The organism is Streptomyces sp. NPDC007095, assembly GCF_040634475.1.
In the GTDB taxonomy this organism is placed as follows: domain Bacteria; phylum Actinomycetota; class Actinomycetes; order Streptomycetales; family Streptomycetaceae; genus Streptomyces.
The window spans coordinates 241,843-260,437 of the sequence record NZ_JBEYFS010000001.1 but is presented as its reverse complement, the minus strand read 5'-3'; the positions used below and the strand labels follow the sequence as shown (position 1 = coordinate 260,437).

Annotated in this window: 17 protein-coding genes and 1 pseudogene; 7 read left to right on the top strand and 11 right to left on the bottom strand. The window is 72.5% G+C overall.

Annotated features, from left to right (window positions below):
- Positions 1–74 precede the first annotated feature (74 nt).
- From ABZ656_RS01240 to ABZ656_RS01230, 3 genes are read right to left on the bottom strand one after another with little or no spacing between them, the layout of a single operon-like run.
- Complete coding sequence (locus ABZ656_RS01240; protein WP_101403654.1) at positions 75–2,108, bottom strand: APC family permease; 2,034 nt, start codon at positions 2,106–2,108, stop codon at positions 75–77.
- 45 nt (positions 2,109–2,153) lie between these two features.
- Positions 2,154–2,936 (bottom strand): response regulator transcription factor, encoded by a 783-nt coding sequence (locus ABZ656_RS01235; protein ID WP_101399972.1) that lies wholly within the window; start codon positions 2,934–2,936, stop codon positions 2,154–2,156.
- Complete coding sequence (locus ABZ656_RS01230; protein ID WP_360263276.1) at positions 2,933–3,811, bottom strand: histidine kinase; 879 nt, start codon at positions 3,809–3,811, stop codon at positions 2,933–2,935. The genes ABZ656_RS01235 and ABZ656_RS01230 overlap by 4 nt, the downstream gene beginning before the upstream one ends.
- A gap of 137 nt (positions 3,812–3,948) precedes the next feature.
- On the opposite strand from ABZ656_RS01230, the gene ABZ656_RS01225 reads away from it, so the two are divergent.
- Together ABZ656_RS01225 and ABZ656_RS01220 are read left to right on the top strand one after the other, a co-directional pair.
- A complete protein-coding gene (locus tag ABZ656_RS01225; protein ID WP_360263273.1) occupies positions 3,949–4,707 on the top strand; it encodes an ABC transporter ATP-binding protein in 759 nt (252 codons plus the stop codon).
- Complete coding sequence (locus ABZ656_RS01220) at positions 4,704–7,055, top strand: FtsX-like permease family protein (protein ID WP_360263270.1); 2,352 nt, start codon at positions 4,704–4,706, stop codon at positions 7,053–7,055. Before ABZ656_RS01225 ends, ABZ656_RS01220 begins: the two co-directional genes overlap by 4 nt.
- Before the next feature lie 19 nt (positions 7,056–7,074).
- Here the strand turns inward: ABZ656_RS01220 and ABZ656_RS01215 are convergent, their stop codons facing one another.
- Both ABZ656_RS01215 and ABZ656_RS01210 read right to left on the bottom strand, forming a co-directional pair.
- A complete protein-coding gene (locus tag ABZ656_RS01215; RefSeq protein ID WP_360263267.1) occupies positions 7,075–7,638 on the bottom strand; it encodes a hypothetical protein in 564 nt (187 codons plus the stop codon).
- A 229-nt stretch (positions 7,639–7,867) separates the two neighbouring features.
- Positions 7,868–8,053, bottom strand: a pseudogene (locus tag ABZ656_RS01210) (transglutaminase domain-containing protein); the annotation flags it as partial.
- A 253-nt stretch (positions 8,054–8,306) separates the two neighbouring features.
- Here ABZ656_RS01210 and ABZ656_RS01205 point away from each other — a divergent pair.
- Positions 8,307–9,005, top strand: coding sequence for an SUMF1/EgtB/PvdO family nonheme iron enzyme (locus ABZ656_RS01205; RefSeq protein ID WP_360263264.1), 699 nt, complete (start codon positions 8,307–8,309; stop codon positions 9,003–9,005).
- Between the two features lie 4 nt (positions 9,006–9,009).
- Here the strand turns inward: ABZ656_RS01205 and ABZ656_RS01200 are convergent, their stop codons facing one another.
- From ABZ656_RS01200 to ABZ656_RS01190, 3 genes are all read right to left on the bottom strand, one after another.
- Positions 9,010–9,165 (bottom strand): hypothetical protein, encoded by a 156-nt coding sequence (locus ABZ656_RS01200; RefSeq protein ID WP_218977816.1) that lies wholly within the window; start codon positions 9,163–9,165, stop codon positions 9,010–9,012.
- Between the two features lie 88 nt (positions 9,166–9,253).
- A complete protein-coding gene (locus ABZ656_RS01195) occupies positions 9,254–10,255 on the bottom strand; it encodes a M56 family metallopeptidase (protein ID WP_360263260.1) in 1,002 nt (333 codons plus the stop codon).
- Between the two features lie 18 nt (positions 10,256–10,273).
- Entirely contained in the window at positions 10,274–10,687 is a 414-nt protein-coding gene (locus ABZ656_RS01190; RefSeq protein WP_360263257.1) for a BlaI/MecI/CopY family transcriptional regulator, read from the bottom strand.
- Positions 10,688–10,828: 141 nt separating this feature from the next.
- On the opposite strand from ABZ656_RS01190, the gene ABZ656_RS01185 reads away from it, so the two are divergent.
- The 3 genes from ABZ656_RS01185 (at position 10,829) to ABZ656_RS01175 (ending at position 14,039) form a co-directional block, all read left to right on the top strand.
- Positions 10,829–11,665: an undecaprenyl-diphosphate phosphatase gene (locus ABZ656_RS01185; protein ID WP_360263254.1), complete on the top strand. Its 837-nt coding sequence runs from the start codon at positions 10,829–10,831 to the stop codon at positions 11,663–11,665.
- Positions 11,666–11,844: 179 nt separating this feature from the next.
- Positions 11,845–13,293 (top strand): glycosyltransferase, encoded by a 1,449-nt coding sequence (locus tag ABZ656_RS01180; RefSeq protein WP_360263251.1) that lies wholly within the window; start codon positions 11,845–11,847, stop codon positions 13,291–13,293.
- Entirely contained in the window at positions 13,290–14,039 is a 750-nt protein-coding gene (locus ABZ656_RS01175) for a polysaccharide deacetylase family protein (RefSeq protein WP_180362008.1), read from the top strand. Before ABZ656_RS01180 ends, ABZ656_RS01175 begins: the two co-directional genes overlap by 4 nt.
- Positions 14,040–14,068: 29 nt before the next feature.
- On the opposite strand, the gene ABZ656_RS01170 is transcribed toward ABZ656_RS01175, so the two are convergent.
- Together ABZ656_RS01170 and ABZ656_RS01165 are read right to left on the bottom strand one after the other, a co-directional pair.
- Positions 14,069–14,746: a class F sortase gene (locus ABZ656_RS01170; RefSeq protein ID WP_101399981.1), complete on the bottom strand. Its 678-nt coding sequence runs from the start codon at positions 14,744–14,746 to the stop codon at positions 14,069–14,071.
- A gap of 139 nt (positions 14,747–14,885) precedes the next feature.
- Positions 14,886–15,545, bottom strand: coding sequence for a hypothetical protein (locus tag ABZ656_RS01165; RefSeq protein WP_360263246.1), 660 nt, complete (start codon positions 15,543–15,545; stop codon positions 14,886–14,888).
- A gap of 378 nt (positions 15,546–15,923) precedes the next feature.
- Here ABZ656_RS01165 and ABZ656_RS01160 point away from each other — a divergent pair, with 378 nt between their 5' ends.
- A complete protein-coding gene (locus ABZ656_RS01160; protein ID WP_360263243.1) occupies positions 15,924–17,738 on the top strand; it encodes an APC family permease in 1,815 nt (604 codons plus the stop codon).
- A gap of 242 nt (positions 17,739–17,980) precedes the next feature.
- Here the strand turns inward: ABZ656_RS01160 and ABZ656_RS01155 are convergent, their stop codons facing one another.
- The gene (locus tag ABZ656_RS01155) at positions 17,981–18,520 is read right to left on the bottom strand and encodes a universal stress protein (protein ID WP_360263240.1); all 540 of its coding nucleotides are present in this window, start codon (positions 18,518–18,520) and stop codon (positions 17,981–17,983) included.
- Positions 18,521–18,595 lie beyond the last annotated feature (75 nt).

Here is an 18,595-nt window from a genome sequence, read left to right as displayed (position 1 = left end):
TGGCCGCCTCCGGGACCTCAAACCCCGGTTCAGCGGAACGGGGGTGCGCTGAACCGAGTTCCGCCGCGGGCGTGTCACCGCTGCCGGGAGCCCGCCCGGGGCGCCGGCCCCTGCGGCTCCCCCCGCCGGAAGGACCCCGGCGCCCTGGCCGTGGGCCGGTCTGCATGGGCCGAGGACGTCAGCTGCCACGGCACGCTCGTGACCATGACCCCCGGGGTGAACAGGAGCCGGTTCTTCAGCCACAGCGCCGACTGGTTGTGCAGCAGGTTCTCCCACCAGTGTCCGACGACGTACTCGGGGACGAAGACGGCGACGATGTCCCGCGGGCTCTCGCGGCGGATCGAGCGGACGTACTCCACGACCGGCCGGGTCACCTCGCGGTACGGCGAATCGATGATCTTCAGCGGGACCTCGATTCCGTACTCCTCCCAGCGCCTGAGCAGCGCCGCCGCCTCGTCACGGTCGACGGAGACCGTCAGGGCCTCCAGCCGGTCGGGGCGGAAGGCGCGCGCGTAGGCGAGGGCGCGGAGGGTCGGCTTGTGCAGGGTGGAGACCAGGACGATCCCCAACACCCTTGAAGGACGGGTGAGTTCGACTTTCGGGTCGGTCACCGCCAGCTCCGCGGAGGTGGCGTCGTAGTGACGCCGGATGCCGCGCATCATCACCCACAGCACGATCGCCGCGAGTACGGCGAGCCACGCGCCCTCCGTGAACTTGGTGGCCAGCACGATCACCAGGACCAGGCCGGTGACGACCGAGCCGAGTGCGTTGATCACGCGGGCCGTGTGGTGGCGGCGCCGCGGAGCCGGGTCGCGTTCCGCGCGCAGCTCTCTGTTCCAGTGCCGGACCATGCCCAGCTGGGAGAGGGTGAAGGCGGTGAACACGCCCAGGATGTAGAGGTGGATGAGACTGGTGACGTTCGCCCTGAAGCCCCACAGCAGCAGAGCCGCGACGATCGCGAGCGCCAGGATGCCGTTGGAGAAGGCGAGCCGGTCGCCCCGGTTGTGCAACTGGTGGGGGAGATAACGGTGTTGGGCCAGGATGGAAGCGAGCAGGGGGAAGCCGTTGAAGGCCGTGTTCGCCGCCAGGATCAGGACCAGCGCGGTCGCCGCCTGGATGACGTAGAAGCCGACGCTGTGCTCGCCGCCGAAGACCGCCGCCGCGATCTGCGCGATGACCGTGCGCTGGGTGTACGAGCCGCAGTCGCCGGTGAGTCCGGTCAGCCGGCACGCGTCGTCCGTGATGTGCACCTTGGTGATCAGCGCCAGCGCGGTGACTCCCACGAACATGACGATCGCGAGGGCGCCCATCGCGGTCAGTGTCTCGGCCGCGTTTCTCGACTTGGGCTTGCGGAAGGCCGGTACGCCGTTGGAGATGGCCTCCACCCCCGTCAGCGCCGTACAGCCGGAGGAGAACGCGCGCAGCACCAGCATCAGCAGGGCGAGGCCCGTCAGGTTCGAGTCCGAAGGGTCCGGCGTGACCCCGTACCCGGCGCTCTCGGCCACCGGTGCGTCCCCGAGGGCGTAGCGGATCAGGCCCGTGACCACCATGACGAGCACACCGCCGATGAAGAGGTACGTCGGTGCGGCGAAGGCGCGTCCCGACTCTCGGACGCCCCGCAGGTTCATCGCCGTCAGGACCGCCACGAAGCCGATCGCCATCAGGACTCGGTGGTCGGCGAGGCGTGGGACGGCGGAGATGATGTTGTCGACGCCGGAGGCGACCGAGACGGCCACCGTCATGACGTAGTCGACGAGGAGCGAGGCGGCGACGACCAGTCCGGCGGTCGGGCCGAGGTTCGTCGACACCACCTCGTACGAGCCGCCGCCGCTCGGGTAGGCGTGCACCACCTGGCGGTACGACAGCACCACGACCGCCAACAGCGCCACGACCGCGGCCGCGATCCACGGAGTGAAGTGCAGGTAGGCAAGGCCGCCCAGGGTGAGGACCAGCAGGATCTCCTGGGTCGCGTACGCCACCGAGGACAGCGGGTCCGAGGCGAAGATCGGCAGGGCGAGCCGCTTGGGCAGCAGCGTCTCGTGCAGCTCTTCGCTGCGCATGGCCCGGCCGATCACCAGCCGCTTGAGGATCCCCGTGACATTGAACACGGGCGGAGGGTAAGCCGGGGGAGGAGCCAGGAGGGGGCCCGACACTCACTCCGGCCTGCTCCTCCTCTGGAGGTCGCGCTCCTGCGGGCGCCCGCTTCCGCCGCCGGGGGCGACCAGGCCGGTCTCGTAGGCGAGGACGACGGCCTGGGCGCGGTCGCGGAGGGCGAGCTTGGCGAAGATCCGGGCGACGTGGGTCTTCACGGTGGCCTCGCTGAGGGTGAGGGCTTCGGCGAGTTCGTTGTTCGACAGGCCGCGGCCCATCAGGGCCAGCACCTCGAGTTCACGGGGGGTCAGCGGAGCGAGGTCGCGGTGGACCGCGAGCGTGCGGGCCGCGGCGGTCGGAGTCGCGGGGCGGTGCGACGTGCAGGCCTGCTCGGCATCGCGGGCGGTCGCGTAGCGCTCGACCAGACGGCGGGTGATCGAAGGGGCGAGCAGGGCGTCGCCGGTGTTCACCAGTCGCACGGCCGCGGCGAGGTGGGCGGCGGTGACGTCCTTGAGCAGGAATCCGCTCGCCCCGGCGGCGAGCGCCGCGTAGACGTAGTGGTCGAGGTCGAAGGTGGTGAGCATGAGCACCCGGCAGTGCGGGAGCAGCCGCAGGACGCGCTTGGTGGCTTCCAGACCGTCCAGGTGGGGCATCCGGATGTCCATCAGAAGGACGTCCGGGCGCAGCCGTTCGGCTTCCGCGACGGCCTGTACGCCGTCTGCGGCCTCGCCGATGACGTCGATGCCGCGCGAGGTGAGGATGAGGCGGAAGCCGGTGCGGATGAGCTCCTCGTCGTCGGCGACGAGGACGCGCGGGGCGCGGCGGTCGGGGACGGTTTCGGTCACGGGCGCTCCAGGGGGATGCGGGCGCGGACGCGGTAGCCGCCGCCGATGCGGCGCCGGGCGTCGAAGCGGCCGCCGTAGACGGCGACGCGCTCGCGCAGACCGATCAGACCGCGCCCGGTGCCGTCGTCCCGGCGTCTGCGGGCGCCCGGTCCGGCATCCGTGCTCGCGCGGTCGGCGGACAGCACGCTCGGTCCGCTGTTGAGCACCTCGACCCGCAGACTGTGGTCGGCATAGCGCACCGTCACCGCCGCGTTGCCGCCGTCGCCGTACTTGAGCGCGTTGGTCAGCGCCTCCTGGACGATCCGGTAGGCGGTGACGTCGATACCGGGCGGCAGCGGGCGCGGTTCACCGGAGATCCGCACCTCGACCGGGAGGCCGGTGAAGGCGATCCGGTCGACGAGGGTGCTCAGTTGACTCAGGCTCGGCTGCGGCGCGAGTCCGGAGAGGTCCCCTTCGCCGTACGGCCCGGCCCGGTCGTCGCCGTCGTCACCGTCGGGTGACGGCGCCAGCAGGCCGAGCAGGTGGCGCAGTTCCGTCATCGCGTCGCGTCCGGCACCCTCGACGGCCCGCAGTGCGCTCTCCGCCTCGTCCGGCAGAGTCGCCAGCACCTCGCGCGCGGCGCTCGCCGATACGACCATCAGGCTGACCTTGTGGCTGACGATGTCGTGGAGTTCGCGGGCGATGCGGGCGCGCTCGGCCGCCACCGCCGTGCGGGCGGCGGCCTCCCGCTCGCGCTCCAGCAGCCAGCCCCGCTCCTCCAGGACCCTGCGATGGCGGCGGCGGGCCCGCGCAAGCAACACGACAGCGAGCCCGGCCACCGCCAGGCTCACCCCCGCGAGGGCGATGAGCAGCCGGCCCGTCCCCGATGTCCACACGTCGTCCATCGTGCCAGGCGGCCGGCGAGTGGGCGTCCACCCGCAGGTCCACCCCGTACATCGCCAGGATGACCACCGTCGGGGGTTACCTCCGGGGACTGACGCCAGGGCGGCCCCCGCCGCCTACCGTCCCTGCCATGACCACCGAAGACATCAGCGACGACACGGCCCCGGGGGTCGTCCCGGCCGCCGCCCCGGCCGCTGTGCGCGACCAGGAAGCCGTGCGGGTGAGCGGCCTGCGCAAGGAGTACGGCGACACCGTCGCCCTGGACGGGGTGTCGCTGGAGATCCGGGCCGGGGAGGCGGTGGCGGTGATGGGTCCGTCCGGCTGCGGCAAGTCCACCCTGCTCAACATGGTCGCCGGGCTCGACCGGCCGAGCGCCGGCTCGGTGCGCGTACACGGCGAGGACCTGGGCCGGATCAACGAGACCGGCCTCGCACTCTTCCGGCGCCGCCGCATCGGCATGATCTTCCAGTTCTTCAACCTCATCGACGACCTGCCCGCGATCGACAACGTCGCCCTGTCCGCGCAGCTCACCGGCACGACGGCCCGTCAGGCCCGGCGCCGGGCGCTGGAGTTGCTGGACGAGCTCGGTATCGCCGACCGCAGGAACGTCTACCCCGCCGCGCTCAGCGGCGGCGAGCGTCAGCGTGTCGCGGTGGCCCGCGCGCTGATGAACCGCCCGGCGCTGCTGCTGGCGGACGAGCCGACCGGCGCGCTGGACAGCCACGCGGGCGAGCAGGTGATGGATCTGCTCATCGACCTCAACGAACTGGGCCAGACGCTTCTGCTGGTGACGCACGATCAGCGGCTGGCGACGCGCTGTGCCGGCCGCCTGGTGACGATGGCGGACGGCCGGATCACCGGTGAGCGGACCCTGGAGCGGTCGGCATGAGCGCGGTGTGGCGCGCCTCGCGCGCGGCCGTACGCCGCCGCCGGCTGCAGACCTCCGTGATCGGGGCGGTGGTCCTGGTCTCCAGCATGGCCCTCGTGGTCGCCCTCGGCCTGCTGGACGTCGCGTCCGGACCGTTCGACCGGCTCTTCGGCCAGGCGCACGGCGCGCACGTCGTCGCCACCTTCGACGCGGCGAAGGTCTCCGGTGCGGAGCTGGCGCGGACCGCGCACCGTTCGGGTTCGGGCGTGCGGGCCTCCGCCGGGCCGTTCCCGGAAGCCGTGGTCGACATGCCGCAGAACGCGGCGTCCGAGATGCCCGGGATGGGGCCCGGCCCCCTGACCGTCGTGGGGCGGGCGAAGCCCGGTGGACCGGTCGACCGCCTTGACCTCTTCGCCGGACACTGGGCCACCGGCCGCGATCAGATCGTCCTGGCGTTGCCCGACGCGCCGGGGATGGGCGAGGGGCCGCACTCGCCGATCGGCAAGCGGATCCAGTTGCCCGGGCTGTCGCCGATGACCGTCGTCGGCCTCGCGTCCGGCGTGAGCGGGACCGCGCAGGCATGGGTCTCCCCGCAGCAGATCGCGGCCCTGCACCCCACGACGTACCAGATGCTGTACCGGTTCGAACAGGCCGCGACAGCCCGGCAGATCACCGCGGACACCGCCGCGGTGACCGCCGGCCTGCCGTCCGGATCGCTGGTCGCCCACCAGTCGTATCTGACGCTGAAGGCGCAAGTCGCGGCCGCGCCCAACGCCTTCGTGCCGTTCCTCATGGCCTTCGGGATCCTCGGTCTGCTGGTGGCGGTCCTCATCGTGGGCAATGTGGTGAGCGGTGCCGTGGTGTCGGGCTTCCGGCACATCGGGGTGCTCAAGTCCCTGGGGTTCACGCCCAACCAGGTGGTCGCGGTCTACCTGGTGATGGTCTGTGTCCCGGCGGCGGCGGGCGCGGCGATCGGCACGGTTCTGGGCGGAGCGGTGGCGCGACCGCTGCTGCACCAGGTCTTCCAGGGCGCGGACCTCGCCGCGGTGAACGTCTCGCCGACGATCGGCTCCTGGGTGTACGCGACCACGGCCCTCGGTATGCCGGCCGTGGTGCTGCTGGCCGCGCTGGTCCCGGCGCTGCGCGCGCACCGCCTGTCCGCGGCACGTGCGATCAGCGCGGGCAGTGCGCCAAGTGGCGGACGGGGGCTCGTGGTGCAGCGGTGGCTGAGCGGGGTGCGGCTGCCGCGCCCGGTGACCCTGGGCCTGGGCCTGCCCTTCGCCCGGCCCGGACGGGCCCTGCTCACCGTCTCCGCGGTACTGCTCGGGGTGGCCACGGTGACCTTCGCCACCGGCCTGTCGGCCACCATGGTCTCCTACGGCAACGCGGTCGAGGGCGCCGGCCGGGCCCAGGTGATCGTCGGGCGAGGGGAAACCAGGTTCGGGCAGACCGCCTCGCGGCATGGGGACGCCGCCACCCAGTCACTGCTGCGCGAACTGCCCCACGCGGCGGACGTGTCCGCCGTGGGCTACGCCGAGGTACGGCTGCTCGGGCAGAGCGAGGACGTGTCGATCCAGGGTGAACGCGGGGGACGGTCGGCTCTCCAGGACGACCTGGCCAGGGGCCGGTGGATGCGGGGGCCCGGCGAGGCGGTGGCCTCCGGCAGATTCCTGGCCAAACACGGTCTGCGTCTGGGTGACTCCTTCGCCCTGGGCGCGGCGGGCGCACGGCAGGAGCGCGTGACCCTGGTCGGGGAGGTCATGTCCGGTCCGGCGGACTGGATGCGCGCGGACTGGACGACGGTGACCGCCCTGGCACCGGGCGCGCAGGCCGACCAGTACTGGGTGCGGCTCACCCCGGGATCCGATGCCGACGCCTATATGAAGGCCGTCCGGGCCGCGGACCCGGGGCTCTACCCGAGCGTGAAGACATCGGTGAACGCCGGGGCCGTGACAGTGATCGGTTCCGCGTCCGTGCTGACCCTGATGCTGTCGCTGGTCGCCGCGATGGGGGTGTTCAACACGGTCATGCTGAGCGCCCGGGAACGCCGGCGCGACCTCGGGATGCTGAAGTCCATCGGCATGACGCCACGGCAGGTCACGGTGATGATGGTGGTGTCCATGGCCGGCCTCGGTCTGCTCGGCGGGATCCTGGGGCTGCCGCTGGGAGTCGCCGCGTACCGGGTGGTGGTCCGGACGACCGAGCACAGCGCCCACCTCGCCTTCCCGGCCCGCATGCTGGACGTGTGGCACCCGGGTTCGCTGGCCCTGCTGGCCCTGGCCGGGGTGGCGATCGCCGCACTGGGCGCGGTGATACCGGCGCGTACGGCGGCCCGGCAGACCATCGCCCGGGTCCTGCACACCGAGTGACGGCCGCGCGACCTCTCGCTCACTCCAGCCCCGACACCTTGAAGACCGTCAGTGCCGTCTCGCGGTCGATCCGCTCCGAGACACGGTGCAGCGCGGTCTCCCCGCACGAGAGCGTGGAGCGCAGGGCGGACAGGCGCGCGTCCTCGTCGAGGCGGCGCCACAGCGGCGGATTGGCGACCAGGACCCGGGGGTCGATCTCGACGCGTGCGCCGAACGTGTCGCGCAGCACGAGCCGCTGGCCGACTCCGTCGAGGCAGCGCACCGACACCAGGTGGTCGGTGCGCACCAGCCGCGCGCGCAGCAGCCCGCGCGAGACCAGCCAGCCCTCGCCCGCGGACACCCGGGTGGGGTACAGCACGAGAAACAGCAGCACCGCGAGCGCGACCCACAGGGTGGCGCGCGGCGCGGAGAGGGTGCCGACTCCCCAGTCGATGAGGAGGAGAAGGGCGAGGAGCACGGCCGCGCAGCGGATCGAACTGCGTACGTCCTGGGCCCAGAGTCGGTCGCGCGCGACTTCCGCGGAGGGTGGGGCGGGTGCGTCGACCGCGGTGCGCGCGTTGTTGCGGCGGTTGCGGCGTTCCATACGACTGACGGTAGAGACCGGGGAGGCCGGAGGCAGCATGCCTTGACGGGTCTCTGATGACTTGGGCGTCAAGGATGCGACAAGAGGCGTCGGCCGCCGCCAAGAGGCAGAGGCGTCGGCCGCCGCTACGAGGCAGAGGCGTCGGCCGCCGCTACGAGGCCCGAGCGGCCCGGCGTCCCGCGGCCCGTCGGCCCAGCACCGGCTCCGCGAGGATGCGGGCCGGGACGGCGATCGGCACCCGCTCGCCGTCCAGCAGGAACTCGGGCCACGCGAGCAGGACCCGTTCCGGGACCAGCGGCTTGGACCGGGGGAAGCGTGGATACCAGAAGACTCCGTCGACGAGCAGCCCCCGAACGCGCGTGGGCACGCCGATGGCCCGCGCCACGGCCTCCAGCACCGCCGTCCGCTGACTGCAGTGGAGTCGACCGGTGTTCGGGTCGTCGTGTACGACGGGGGCGAGAACCCGTCGGTGATAAGGGAATTGAAGCCCGAGAGGCGGGAGAAGGGCGGGCGCGGGCTGTATCTGGTGGACGCCTTCACGGGCGGGTGCTGGGGCGCCGCCCCGGCCGTCCCGTACGACGGACTGTCTCACCCGAAGGGCAAGGCGGTGCGGTTGACCTGTCGATGCCCAGGCGATGAGTCCTGGACCTCCGTACCATTGTCCGATCATGGACTCCAAGGCGCGCGTCAGGATGATCACCGTTCCCCCGGGACGGGTCACGCTCTCGGACCGCCGGACGCGGCGCAGTTGGTCGGTCGAGCTCGCGCCCTACGAGTTGGCCGCGTTCCCGGTCACCCGGGCTCTCTACAGGCAGGTCACCGGGGGGCGGGCCGACCACCGAACGGACCGACTGCCCGTCGAGGGCGTTTCCTGGTGGGACGCCATCCGGTTCTGCAACGCCCTGTCCGGGCGCGAGGGGTTCACACCCGCCTACCACCTGCACGGCGACGGCGAAGGCGTCGAGTGGGACGCCTCCGCCGACGGCTACCGGCTGCCCACCGAAGCAGAGTGGGAGCACGCCTGCCGCGCGGGGACGATCGGCCCGCACTACGGACCGCTCGACGAGATCGCCTGGTACCGCGGCAACTCGCACGAGCGCGTCCACGACGTGGGCGGCAAGCAGCCGAACGAGTGGGGGCTCCACGACATGCTGGGCAATGTCTGGGACTGGTGCTGGGACCTCTACGACTCCGAGGTCTACGGCGAGTACCGGGTGCTGCGCGGCGGCGGCTGGTTCGACGAGCACTGGAGCTGCCGGGCCTCCGCGCGTCGCCGCAGTCACCCCACCTTCCGGGTCGACGACGTGGGATTCCGCGTCGCGCGTTCCTCCGGTCCCGTCCGCCAGAGGGGAACGTCGGCGATTTGACGGCTCAGGTCGGGTCGGCGTCCTGGTCGGCGAAGGTCATGCGCGCGCCTCGGGCCGTGTCCATGTACTCGCGCACCCGGTGGATCAGTCCGTTGCGAAGCTCGAACACGAAGCAGTAGTCGTCGGTACAGCTGTTGCCGTTGGACAGCGTCGTCGCCATGGTCTCTTCCACGCCGTGAAGTCATGGCCCGGAGCCCAGGCACGCCCGCCCGGGCAGGGCCCGGCGGGTTTCCGTCATGGCCGGAGCCTCAGTGCACGGAAGCGGCGTGGTGCGGGCCGTCCAGGTCGACGTGATGCGGCCCGTGGTGGTGGGCGATGCCGACCACCTCCAGGAGGTCGTGCAGGTCGTGGGTGGCGGTGACGGTCGACACCACGGTGAGGGCCAGGCACGCCATCGTGACGAGGGCGAGTCCGGGACGGCGGGCGAGGGGCGGGGCGAGGAGGGCGGCGACCCGGCGGGGGACCGGGCCCGCGCCGGCGGGCGGGCCCCGGCGGCCGAGGACGCCGCGGAAGCCGAGGGTGGAGAGGCGGGGGGCAGGGGTGCCGTGGGCGGCCAGGGCCGCCTTGCCGACCGCGCGGGCGACCCGGCGGCGGTCACCGGTGGCGCGGGCGGCCTGTTCGTCGGCCCAGCGTTCCACGGTGTAGGTGACGGCGGTGGCGAAGGGCCGCAGGAGGGGGTTGGCGGCGGCGCCCAGGCCGGCCAGGGCCACGAACAGGTAGTGGTGGGCGGCGAGATGAGCGCGCTCGTGGGCGAGCAGGATGTCGTGCTCGGCCTTGTCCAGGGTGCGCAGCATGCCGGTGGAGACGACGACCCGCCCGGGCAGTCCCGGCAGCGCGTACGCGTCCGGCGCCTCGTCCTCGACGATGACGAGCCCGTCCGGCGTGGGCATGCACGCGGCGTCCCAGATGGCGGAGGCGATGGAGCGGGCCCGGCGCCACAGCATCCGCGCCGCGGTCAGCAGTGCGCCGCCGAGCAGGAGGCCGGCAAGGAGTGCGACCGGCGGTTCGGCTGGGTCGTTGATCTGCGCGGTGCGGGCCGACCAGTGGCCGAGGCCGGCGAGGAACGGGACGCCTATCAGGCCGGTGATCGCCAGTAGTCCCAGCGAGATGATGGTCGCCACGCCCAGGATCAGCGCGGAGGCGGTGAGCAGCCAGGTGGCCAGGCGCGGTTCACAGCGTTCGGAGAGCGGGCGGGCGCCGAGGGGCGCGATCACGGACAGCAGCAGCGGCAGATAGACGGCGATACGCATCCGGGCGGGCTCCTTGTCCTACCGGTCGGGGTCCGCGTCGGGTCCCAGCAGGTGGCGCAGCAGGTCCGCGTCGGTGTCGGACAGGCTGTCGGCGAAGCGGGCGAGGACCGCCTCGCGGTCGGGGCGCTCCTCGAGCACGGTGCGCATCCGGCGGGCGGCGAACCCGGGGTCGTCGGTGACGGGCGCGTAGGCGTACGCCCGTCCGCGCCGGGTGCGGGTGAGCAGCTGCTTGGTGTGCATCCGGGTGAGGATCGTGACCACGCTGCTGTACGTCAGCTCGCCCCCGAGCCGTTCGGCGACCTCACCCGGGGTCAGCGCGGCCTCGGCCCGCTGGAGTACGCCGAGGATCTCGGACTCCCGCTCGCCGTTGGCCCTCTTGGAGCCCCGAGCCTGTGAATCGCCTGAATCGCGGCCCATGGGTTTGTCGTTCACCCGTCCATCTTCTACAGTCGTGTAAAACTTGAGCTTCTACGGCGGTGTAAATGCTGCCGTGGTCCGAGTCTGCCATGTGTCGCCGTGCGCCCGTTCCCCGGGGGACACGTGCTCGCCCTGTTCACCGCAGAGATGGATCCCATGAGTGCTATCAGCGTCGGCCAGGCCGTCGTACTGGGAGTCGTCGAGGGAGTGACCGAGTTCCTCCCCGTCTCCTCCACCGGCCACCTCAAGATCACCGAAGGGCTGATGAGGATCCCGGTCGACGACACGGCCGTGGTCGGCTTCACCGCCGTCATCCAGGTCGGCGCGATCGCCGCCGTACTCGTGTACTTCTTCAAGGACATCGTGCGGATCGTCTCCGCGTGGGGCCGGGGGCTGCGCGACCGCGAGCAACGGCAGCACCACGACTACAAGTTCGCCTGGTGGGTCATCTACGCCACCGTCCCGATCGTGATCGTGGGCCTCGCCGCCAAGCCGCTCATCGACGGGGCGCTCGGCTCCCTCTGGGTGGTCGCCGTCTCGCTGATCGTCGGCAGCGGCGCGATGTGGGCGGCGGACCAGATGGGCCGCCACAAGCGCGGCGAGGACGACACCACCTTCAAGGACGCGATGCTGGTGGGCTGTTCGCAGATCCTCGCACTGCTCTTCCCGGGCTTCTCGCGCTCCGGCGCCACGATGTCGACCGCGCTCGTCCTCGACCTGGACCGGGTAGCCGCCACCCGGCTCTCCTTCTTCCTCGGCATCCCCGCCCTCACCGGCGCCGGTCTGTACGAGCTGAAGGACGCCGTCGGCGCGGGGGTGGGCGCCGTACCGCTGGCCGTCGGCACCGCCGTCTCCTTCGTCGTCGCCTACGGGTCGATCGCCTGGTTGCTGAAGTTCGTCGCCAAGCACTCCTTCAACGCCTTCGTGATCTACAGGATTGTCGTCGGCGTGCTGCTTCTCGGGCTGCTGGGCTCGGGAGCCCTCAACACCTGAGGGCTCAACGCCTGAACTCCCGACGCCTGAATGCTCAATAGCTGACCGCCGAGCCGGTCGGCGCCGCCGAGCCGGCGGCGGCGACCTCGGTCACCCCTGTGTTTGTTTCCTTCGCCTTTGTTCCGGCGAGTCGGTGACGTCCCCCGTCATGCCCTCACCACTCTGGAGGCTGATCCGCTGTGCCCCACTCCGACAGTCCCACCCGCATCACCGTCATCTCCGCGAGCATGGGGGCCGGGCACGACGGCGCCGCCACCGAACTCACCCGCCACCTCACGGCGGCGGGCTTCCTCGTCGACCGCCACGACTTCCTCGACCTGCTGCCCGCCCGCATCGGGAAGCTGCTCTCCGGCGCCTACCTCCGGCTGCTGACCTGGGCCCCCGCGGGCTACCAGCGCATCTACGCCGCCACCGAGCACGAACGACGCCCCAACCCCGCCGTACGGGCCCTGTTGCGCGGAGCCGAACGCCGCACCCTCGCCACCGTCACCCCCGACACCCGCGCGGTCGTCTCGACCTACCCCGGAGCCAGCCAGGTCCTCGGCGCCCTGCGGCTGCGCGGCCGGCTCGCGATACCGGCCCTGACCTACCTCACCGACTTCTCCGTCCACTCCCTGTGGGTGGCGTCCGGCATCGACGCCCACCTCGCCGCCCACGCGATACCCGCCGCCCAGGCGCACGAGCAGGGCGCGGCGGGCGTCACCGTGACCGGCCCGATGGCCGACCCGCGCTTCACCCCCGCCGACGAGGACGAACGGCGTGCCGCCCGCACCCGTTTCGGCCTCCCCCAGGACACCTCGCTCGCCCTGCTGGTCGCGGGCTCATGGGGCGTCGGGCCCGTGCGGGAGGCCGCCGCCGAGATCCTCGACACCGGGGTCGCGCTGCCGGTCGTGGTCTGCGGACGCAATCACACGCTGGCCGAACGGCTGCGCGCGGACGGCATCGCCCATGTGCACGGCTGGGTGGACGACATGCCCGGCCTGATGCACGCGTGCGACGTCCTCGTCCAGAACGCGGGCGGGCTCACCTCGCTGGAGGCGCTCGCGGGCGGACTCCCGGTCGTCAGCTACCGCTGCATACCCGGGCACGGCCAGACCAACGCCGCCGCGCTCGACGAGGCGGGCCTCGCCCCCTGGGTCCGCGAGCCGGACCAGTTGGCGCCGGCCCTGACCGAACTCCTCCACGGTCCGCGCGGCCGGGCGCAGCGCGAGGCGGGCCTGGCCCTGTTCACCGCGGCCCCCGGTCCCGTACCGGCCGTCACGGCGATGGCCCGTGGCCCGCTGTCCGCCGTACGCCCGGGACGTCGGGGTTCCTCGACCGCGGTGCCGGCGGGGACGCCGGACCTGTCCGCAGCCCCCATACCGTCCCAGCGCCGTCCGGCCGACGCGCTGACCGGCGCAACGGCCGACGCGCTGACCGCCGTAACGGCCGACGCGCCGCGCCTTCCCATCGCCGCGCGGTTCGCCGCCAGGTCACGGCAGGCCCGGCGCCGTACGGTCTTCATGGTCGCCGCCGTCGCGGCCACCGTCTCCCTCGGTATCGGCGCCCCGCTCGCCTACGCCTACGGGGAGTCCCCGGGCCACCACTTCGGTGCGCTCACCCACTACCTGGAGGACGACGACCGATGAGGTCAGGCCCGGGCCAGTTGGCCCGTAGCGTTCGGCGGGCCGGGGCGATCGCCCTGCCCGCGCTCGCCGCCGCGCACGCCGCGCCGGTGATCTCCACCTTCGGCCCGCTCCGCAACCGGGCCATGCCCCGGCTCGCCGGCCGCGGCCGCCCCGACCATGTCGCGCTCACCTTCGACGACGGGCCCGACCACCTCTCCACCCCGCACTTCCTGCGGCTGCTGGACGCCCGGGGCATCCGGGCGACCTTCTTCCTGCTGGGCTCGATGCTGGCCCGCTCGCCCGGCCTGGCCAAGGAGATGGCCGCCGCCGGGCACGAGATCGGCATCCACGGCTGGCACCACCGCCCCCTGCTGCTGCGCGGCCCGCGCGCCACGTACGACGACCTCGCCCGGGCCCGCGACGCCGTCGCCGACGTCACCGGCCGCCCGCCCACGCTGTTCCGGCCGCCGTACGGGGTGATGAACACCGCCGCCCACCTCACCTGCCGCCGCCTCGGGCTGACCCCGACGCTGTGGACGGCCTGGGGCGAGGACTGGCGCAAACGGGCCACCCCGGACTCCGTCCACCGCACCGTCACCCGCGATCTGTCCGGCGGCGGCACCATCCTGCTGCACGACTCCGACTGCACCTCGGCCCCGGACTCCTGGCGCACCACCCTCGCCGCCCTGCCCCGCGTCCTCGACACCTGTGAGACGTACGGCTGGCGCGTCGGGCCCCTGCGAGAGCACGGAGTCCCGGGCCTCTGACACGTCAGCGGCCGTGCGGACACGCGCAGTCAGACGAGGTGGGCGAAGACCACCAGGTTCTCGGTGTAGTCCTTCGCCGAATGGTCGTAGTCGCCGGCGCAGGTGATCAGCCGGACCTCGGCATCGCGGGTGTCGGCGTACACGCGCTTGTCGGGGAAGTCGTCCTTCGCGAACGTGTCGGCGCTGTCGACCACGAAGGTGGCGTCACGCCCGTCGGCCCTCTTCACGGTGAACTGGTCCCCCTCCTCCAACTCCCTGAGGTTGGCGAAGACGGCCGCGGAGGTGGTCGTGTCGACGTGACCGGCGATGATCGCGGCCCCTGGCTCGCCGGGGGACACGCCCTTGGCGTACCAGCCGACCAGGTTCGTGTCGTCGGCGGTCGGAGGCTGGAGCTTGCCCGCGGCGTCGACTGCCAGTTCGGTGAAGGGGGCGTCCACGTCGATCTTCGGGATGAGCAGCCGCGTCGGCTCGGACCGCGGCAGATGCTTGCCCGCCGGCCGGCCCGAGGACGACGGTGCGTGGCCCGCCGCGGCATGGGGCTTGGCCGAGGGGTCGGAGAGGTCGGAGGGCTTGCCATGGCCGCCGAACAGGCTCAGCGCCAGGACCAGGATTCCGACGCACCACACGAACAACGGCACGCCGGGCCGCGGGCCCTGGATCGGCGTCACGGACTGTGGCTCGACAGGGGAGGACAACCGGGATGCCATCGGGCACCACCTCACTGGAACACGTACGGAACAACTCACTGGACTACGGCGGCGGCGCCGGCGCGGCACCGGGGCAACCAGCCGGGCCGCCACGCTGTGCGCAGGAGGCGGCCCGGGCTGCTATGTCGTCAGGCATGGATCAGGACAGGCCGTCCGCCGCACGCCTGCGGCGCACCACGTAGACGCCCGCACCGGCGAGAGCCAGGACCGCCAGCCCACCGGCCGTCGTCCCCGTCGTGGCGAGCGCACCGCCACCCGTGTGCATGCCGCCGCGGGGCTTGTCGCGCTCCGAGTCCGAGTCGTCCTTGCCACGGCCGGAACCCGAGTCGTCGTTGCCCTTGTCGCCCTTGTCGCCCTTGTCCTTGTAGGTCTCCGGGTCGAACTTCTCGTCGTCCTTGTTCCAGTCGTCGCTGCGTACGGCGCTGAGGGCGCCGCCGCCGGTGTGCATGCCGCCGCGGGGCCCGCGGCGCTCGGAGCCGGAGTCGTCGCCCTTGCCGTGGTCGGAGCCGCCCTTCTTGCCGTGTTCGGAGTCCGACGAGTCGCCCTTGTCACGGTCGGAGCCGGAGTCGCTCTTGCCGTGGTCGGAGCCGGAGTCGTCCCTGCTCGAGTCGTCACCGCGCACGGCGGTCAGCGCTCCGCCGCCCGCGTGCACCCCCCCGTTCGGCTTGTCGCGCTCCTTGCTGTAGGAAGAGTCATCGTGGCCCCCTTCACCCGCCGTGGCGGCGAGGGCACCTGGTGCGCCGATCGCGAGGGCGGCCGTGGCCGTCGCGGTGGCGAGGAGCATGCGGGCAGATCGCATCTTCGGAGTCCTTCCGTCGCAGCCAGGCAGCTGACACTGCGTCAGCTCGTGAGAACCCGACCCCGACGTGATCCACCGTCAATCCGCCAGGCTCCGCGCACCACTCGAGCCGCTCACCTGGCGCACCCCCGAGGCCGCGTCCACCCGGCCCATTCGGCCAACCGATGACTCGTCAGACTCCACTGACCTGCTGTTTCACCAGGGACGAGCGGCTGTTCCCCCGCCCGCACCGCGCCTCGGGTACTACCCGATCGGCGGCAACACGACTGCGCGCCCCGCACCTTCGGTCCGCCGCGGCCCCGGCGCGTCCTTGCCCCTCCACCCCGCACCACGCCGGTCACACTGACCTCAGACACCCCCACCCCCGCGAGGTCCCCCATGGCGTACGGCCTGGCCCGCCGAGAGCTGCGGCCGAGAGTTCCGCTGCGGCACGGGGAGGGCGACAAGCACCACCTGACCAGCGTCGAGGGGCTCGCCGCGCTCTCCCTGGACGCGCTGAGCTCGGTGGCGTACGGACCCGAGGCGATCGTGCTCGTACTGATCGCCGCCGGAACGGGCGCGCTGTCCGCCACGCTGCCGGTGACGCTCGTCATCGCCGGACTGCTGGCGGTGCTCGTCGTGTCGTACGGACAGGTGATCGCCGTGCATCCGGACGGCGGCGGCGCGTACGCGGTGGGGAAGAAGGATCTCGGACCGACCGTCAGCCTGCTCGCGGCGGCCAGCCTGGTCGTCGACTACGTGCTGACCGTGACGGTCAGTCTGGCGGCGGGCGCGGCCAGCCTCGCCTCCGCGTTCCCGGTGCTCGGCTCGCACCTGCTCGCGATCTGCCTGATCGGGCTCGCCCTGCTCACGGCCGTGAACCTGCGCGGTGTGGCCGAGAGCGCGCGGGTGCTGATGCTGCCCACCGTGCTGTTCATCGTGAGCATCCTGGGCATCGTCGTGCTCGGCCTGGTGCGAGGCCATCCCGTGGCGGTCGTCGGCACCGACCGGCCCGTCCACGCCACCGAGGCGTTGAGCGTCCTGCTGCTCCTCAAGGCGTTCTCCTCCGGCTGCTCCGCGCTCACCGGAGTCGAGGCCATCGCCAACGGCGTGCCCTCCTTCCGCGAGCCGCGCGTCAAACGCGCCCAGCGCACGGAGCTGATGCTCGGCGCCCTGCTCGGTCTGATGCTCATCGGCATGGCCCTGCTGATCCGCCGCGACCATGTCGCCCCGCGCGGCGGCGTGACCGTACTCGCGCAGCTGACGGCGGGCGCGTACGGGACGGGATGGCCGTACTACGCCACCAACCTCATCGTCACCCTGGCCCTCGCCTTCGCCGCGAACACCAGCTTCGGCGGTCTGCCCGTCCTGATGAGCCTGCTCGCCAAGGACCACCGGCTGCCGCACCTCTTCGGGCTGCGCACGGAACGGCCGGTGTACCGCTGGGGCGTGGTGACCCTCGCCCTGCTCGCGGCCGCTCTCCTGATCGCCGTGAACGCCGACACCCACAGGATGATCCCGCTCTTCGCGATCGGCGTGTTCATCGGCTTCACCATCAGTCAGACCGGTCTCGTACGGCACTGGGCGGGACAGCGTCCGCACGGCTGGCTGCGGCGCGCGGTCCTCAACGGGGTCGGCGCGGTACTGACCGCCGTGGCGGGCGTCGTCCTGCTCACCACCAAGTTCCTGGAAGGGGCCTGGGTGGTGGTCGTCGCCATCCCGCTGCTGATGCTGCTGTTCGACCGCATCCAGCGCTACTACACGACCGTCGGCCGGGAACTCGGACTCGGCGAGGTCCCGCCGCCCGTGCGCGTCGGCGACTCCCTCGTCATCGTGCCGGTCGGCGAGGTCAGCAGACTCACCCAGCACGCGCTGTCCGCCGCCCGCGCCCTCGGGCACGAGGCGGTCGCGGTCGCCGTGCACGCCGACCCGGCCAAGGTCCGTGCCCTCAGGGAGAGTTGGGAGCGCTGGAACCCGGGTGTACGCCTGGATGTCGTCGACAGCCCGCAGCGCTCGCTCGTGGAACCGATCGTCGACTACGTCCGCAGGGCGCAGGAGGGAGGACGGCAGATCGCCGTCCTCATCCCCGAGGTGGAGCCCCTCCACCGCCGCTACCAGATCCTCCAGAACCAGCGCGGTCTGCTCCTCGCCGCCGCGCTGCGGGCCCGTACGGACGTGGTCGTCTGCGTGGTGCCGTACCGGCTCAGCCTCTGAACCGGCCGCCGGGCCGGAGCCTGATCCCGAAGAGGGGCCCCACAGACCGATGTCCCGGCGGCCCATGTCGTCCAGCGACTCACGCCGTACGAGGACACGGGCGATGCCGTCCGACACCGCGACCATCGGCGAGCGGCCGACGAGGTTGTAGCCGGAGGCCATGGACAGTGCTTCTCGCTGACGGAGGCCCGACGCGCTGCCCCGGACCCGTAACGCGCCCCTGACGTGGGAGCCTCGGTCGCTCAGGACCTGTCCTCGGTCAGCTCCCGCGCGTCGAGCGGCAGCCACAGCCGGATACGGCGGTGCACCGAGGCGAGCTCGCGGGACAGGGGCGAGGGCGGCAGGGCCAGCACCGGGCAGACGGCGTGCGCGAGGCAGTACCGGGCGACGGACGGGAACAGCGACCGGTGCAGCCTTCCTCGGCACCCCGGGCCCACCACCAGCAGGTCGTCGGCCCGGTCGGCGGTCTCGACCAGCGCCCGCCCCGGTGTGCCCCGTACGACAAGACCCCGGTACGGGACCCCGGGCCCCGCGTCGCCGAAGGCGGTGTCGAGCGCAGCGAGCAGCCGCCGGCCGGCGTCCCGCCGGAGCGTGGCCATCGGCAGTGGACTGAGCGCACTGCGGTGGGCGAAGTCACCACCGGGCGGCTCCCAGGCGATCACGACCAGCAGCTCGGCCCCGCCGCGCCGGGCCTCGTCGGCGGCCCGGCGCAGGGCCGCCAGGCTCCCCGGCGAACCGCTCGCTCCGGCGACCACGCGCGGTCCCCGCTCTTCCTCGCTCATCGCTCGCGCACTCCTCGGCGTCGGTCCACACACGTACCCGTCCGCCATCGAAGGGCCGCGGGGCGGCGGCGGACC

What these genes read in the sequence shown, in the direction of transcription:
- ABZ656_RS01225 (WP_360263273.1), top strand. Translation starts at nt 3,949, where the DNA reads ATGACCACCGAAGACATCAGCGACGACACGGCCCCGGGGGTCGTCCCG.
- ABZ656_RS01220 (WP_360263270.1), top strand. Translation starts at nt 4,704, where the DNA reads ATGAGCGCGGTGTGGCGCGCCTCGCGCGCGGCCGTACGCCGCCGCCGG.
- ABZ656_RS01215 (WP_360263267.1), bottom strand. Translation starts at nt 7,638, where the DNA reads ATGGAACGCCGCAACCGCCGCAACAACGCGCGCACCGCGGTCGACGCA.
- ABZ656_RS01205 (WP_360263264.1), top strand. Translation starts at nt 8,307, where the DNA reads ATGGACTCCAAGGCGCGCGTCAGGATGATCACCGTTCCCCCGGGACGG.
- ABZ656_RS01200 (WP_218977816.1), bottom strand. Translation starts at nt 9,165, where the DNA reads ATGGCGACGACGCTGTCCAACGGCAACAGCTGTACCGACGACTACTGC.
- ABZ656_RS01195 (WP_360263260.1), bottom strand. Translation starts at nt 10,255, where the DNA reads ATGCGTATCGCCGTCTATCTGCCGCTGCTGCTGTCCGTGATCGCGCCC.
- ABZ656_RS01185 (WP_360263254.1), top strand. Translation starts at nt 10,829, where the DNA reads ATGAGTGCTATCAGCGTCGGCCAGGCCGTCGTACTGGGAGTCGTCGAG.
- ABZ656_RS01175 (WP_180362008.1), top strand. Translation starts at nt 13,290, where the DNA reads ATGAGGTCAGGCCCGGGCCAGTTGGCCCGTAGCGTTCGGCGGGCCGGG.
- ABZ656_RS01170 (WP_101399981.1), bottom strand. Translation starts at nt 14,746, where the DNA reads ATGGCATCCCGGTTGTCCTCCCCTGTCGAGCCACAGTCCGTGACGCCG.
- ABZ656_RS01165 (WP_360263246.1), bottom strand. Translation starts at nt 15,545, where the DNA reads ATGCGATCTGCCCGCATGCTCCTCGCCACCGCGACGGCCACGGCCGCC.
- ABZ656_RS01160 (WP_360263243.1), top strand. Translation starts at nt 15,924, where the DNA reads ATGGCGTACGGCCTGGCCCGCCGAGAGCTGCGGCCGAGAGTTCCGCTG.
- ABZ656_RS01155 (WP_360263240.1), bottom strand. Translation starts at nt 18,520, where the DNA reads ATGAGCGAGGAAGAGCGGGGACCGCGCGTGGTCGCCGGAGCGAGCGGT.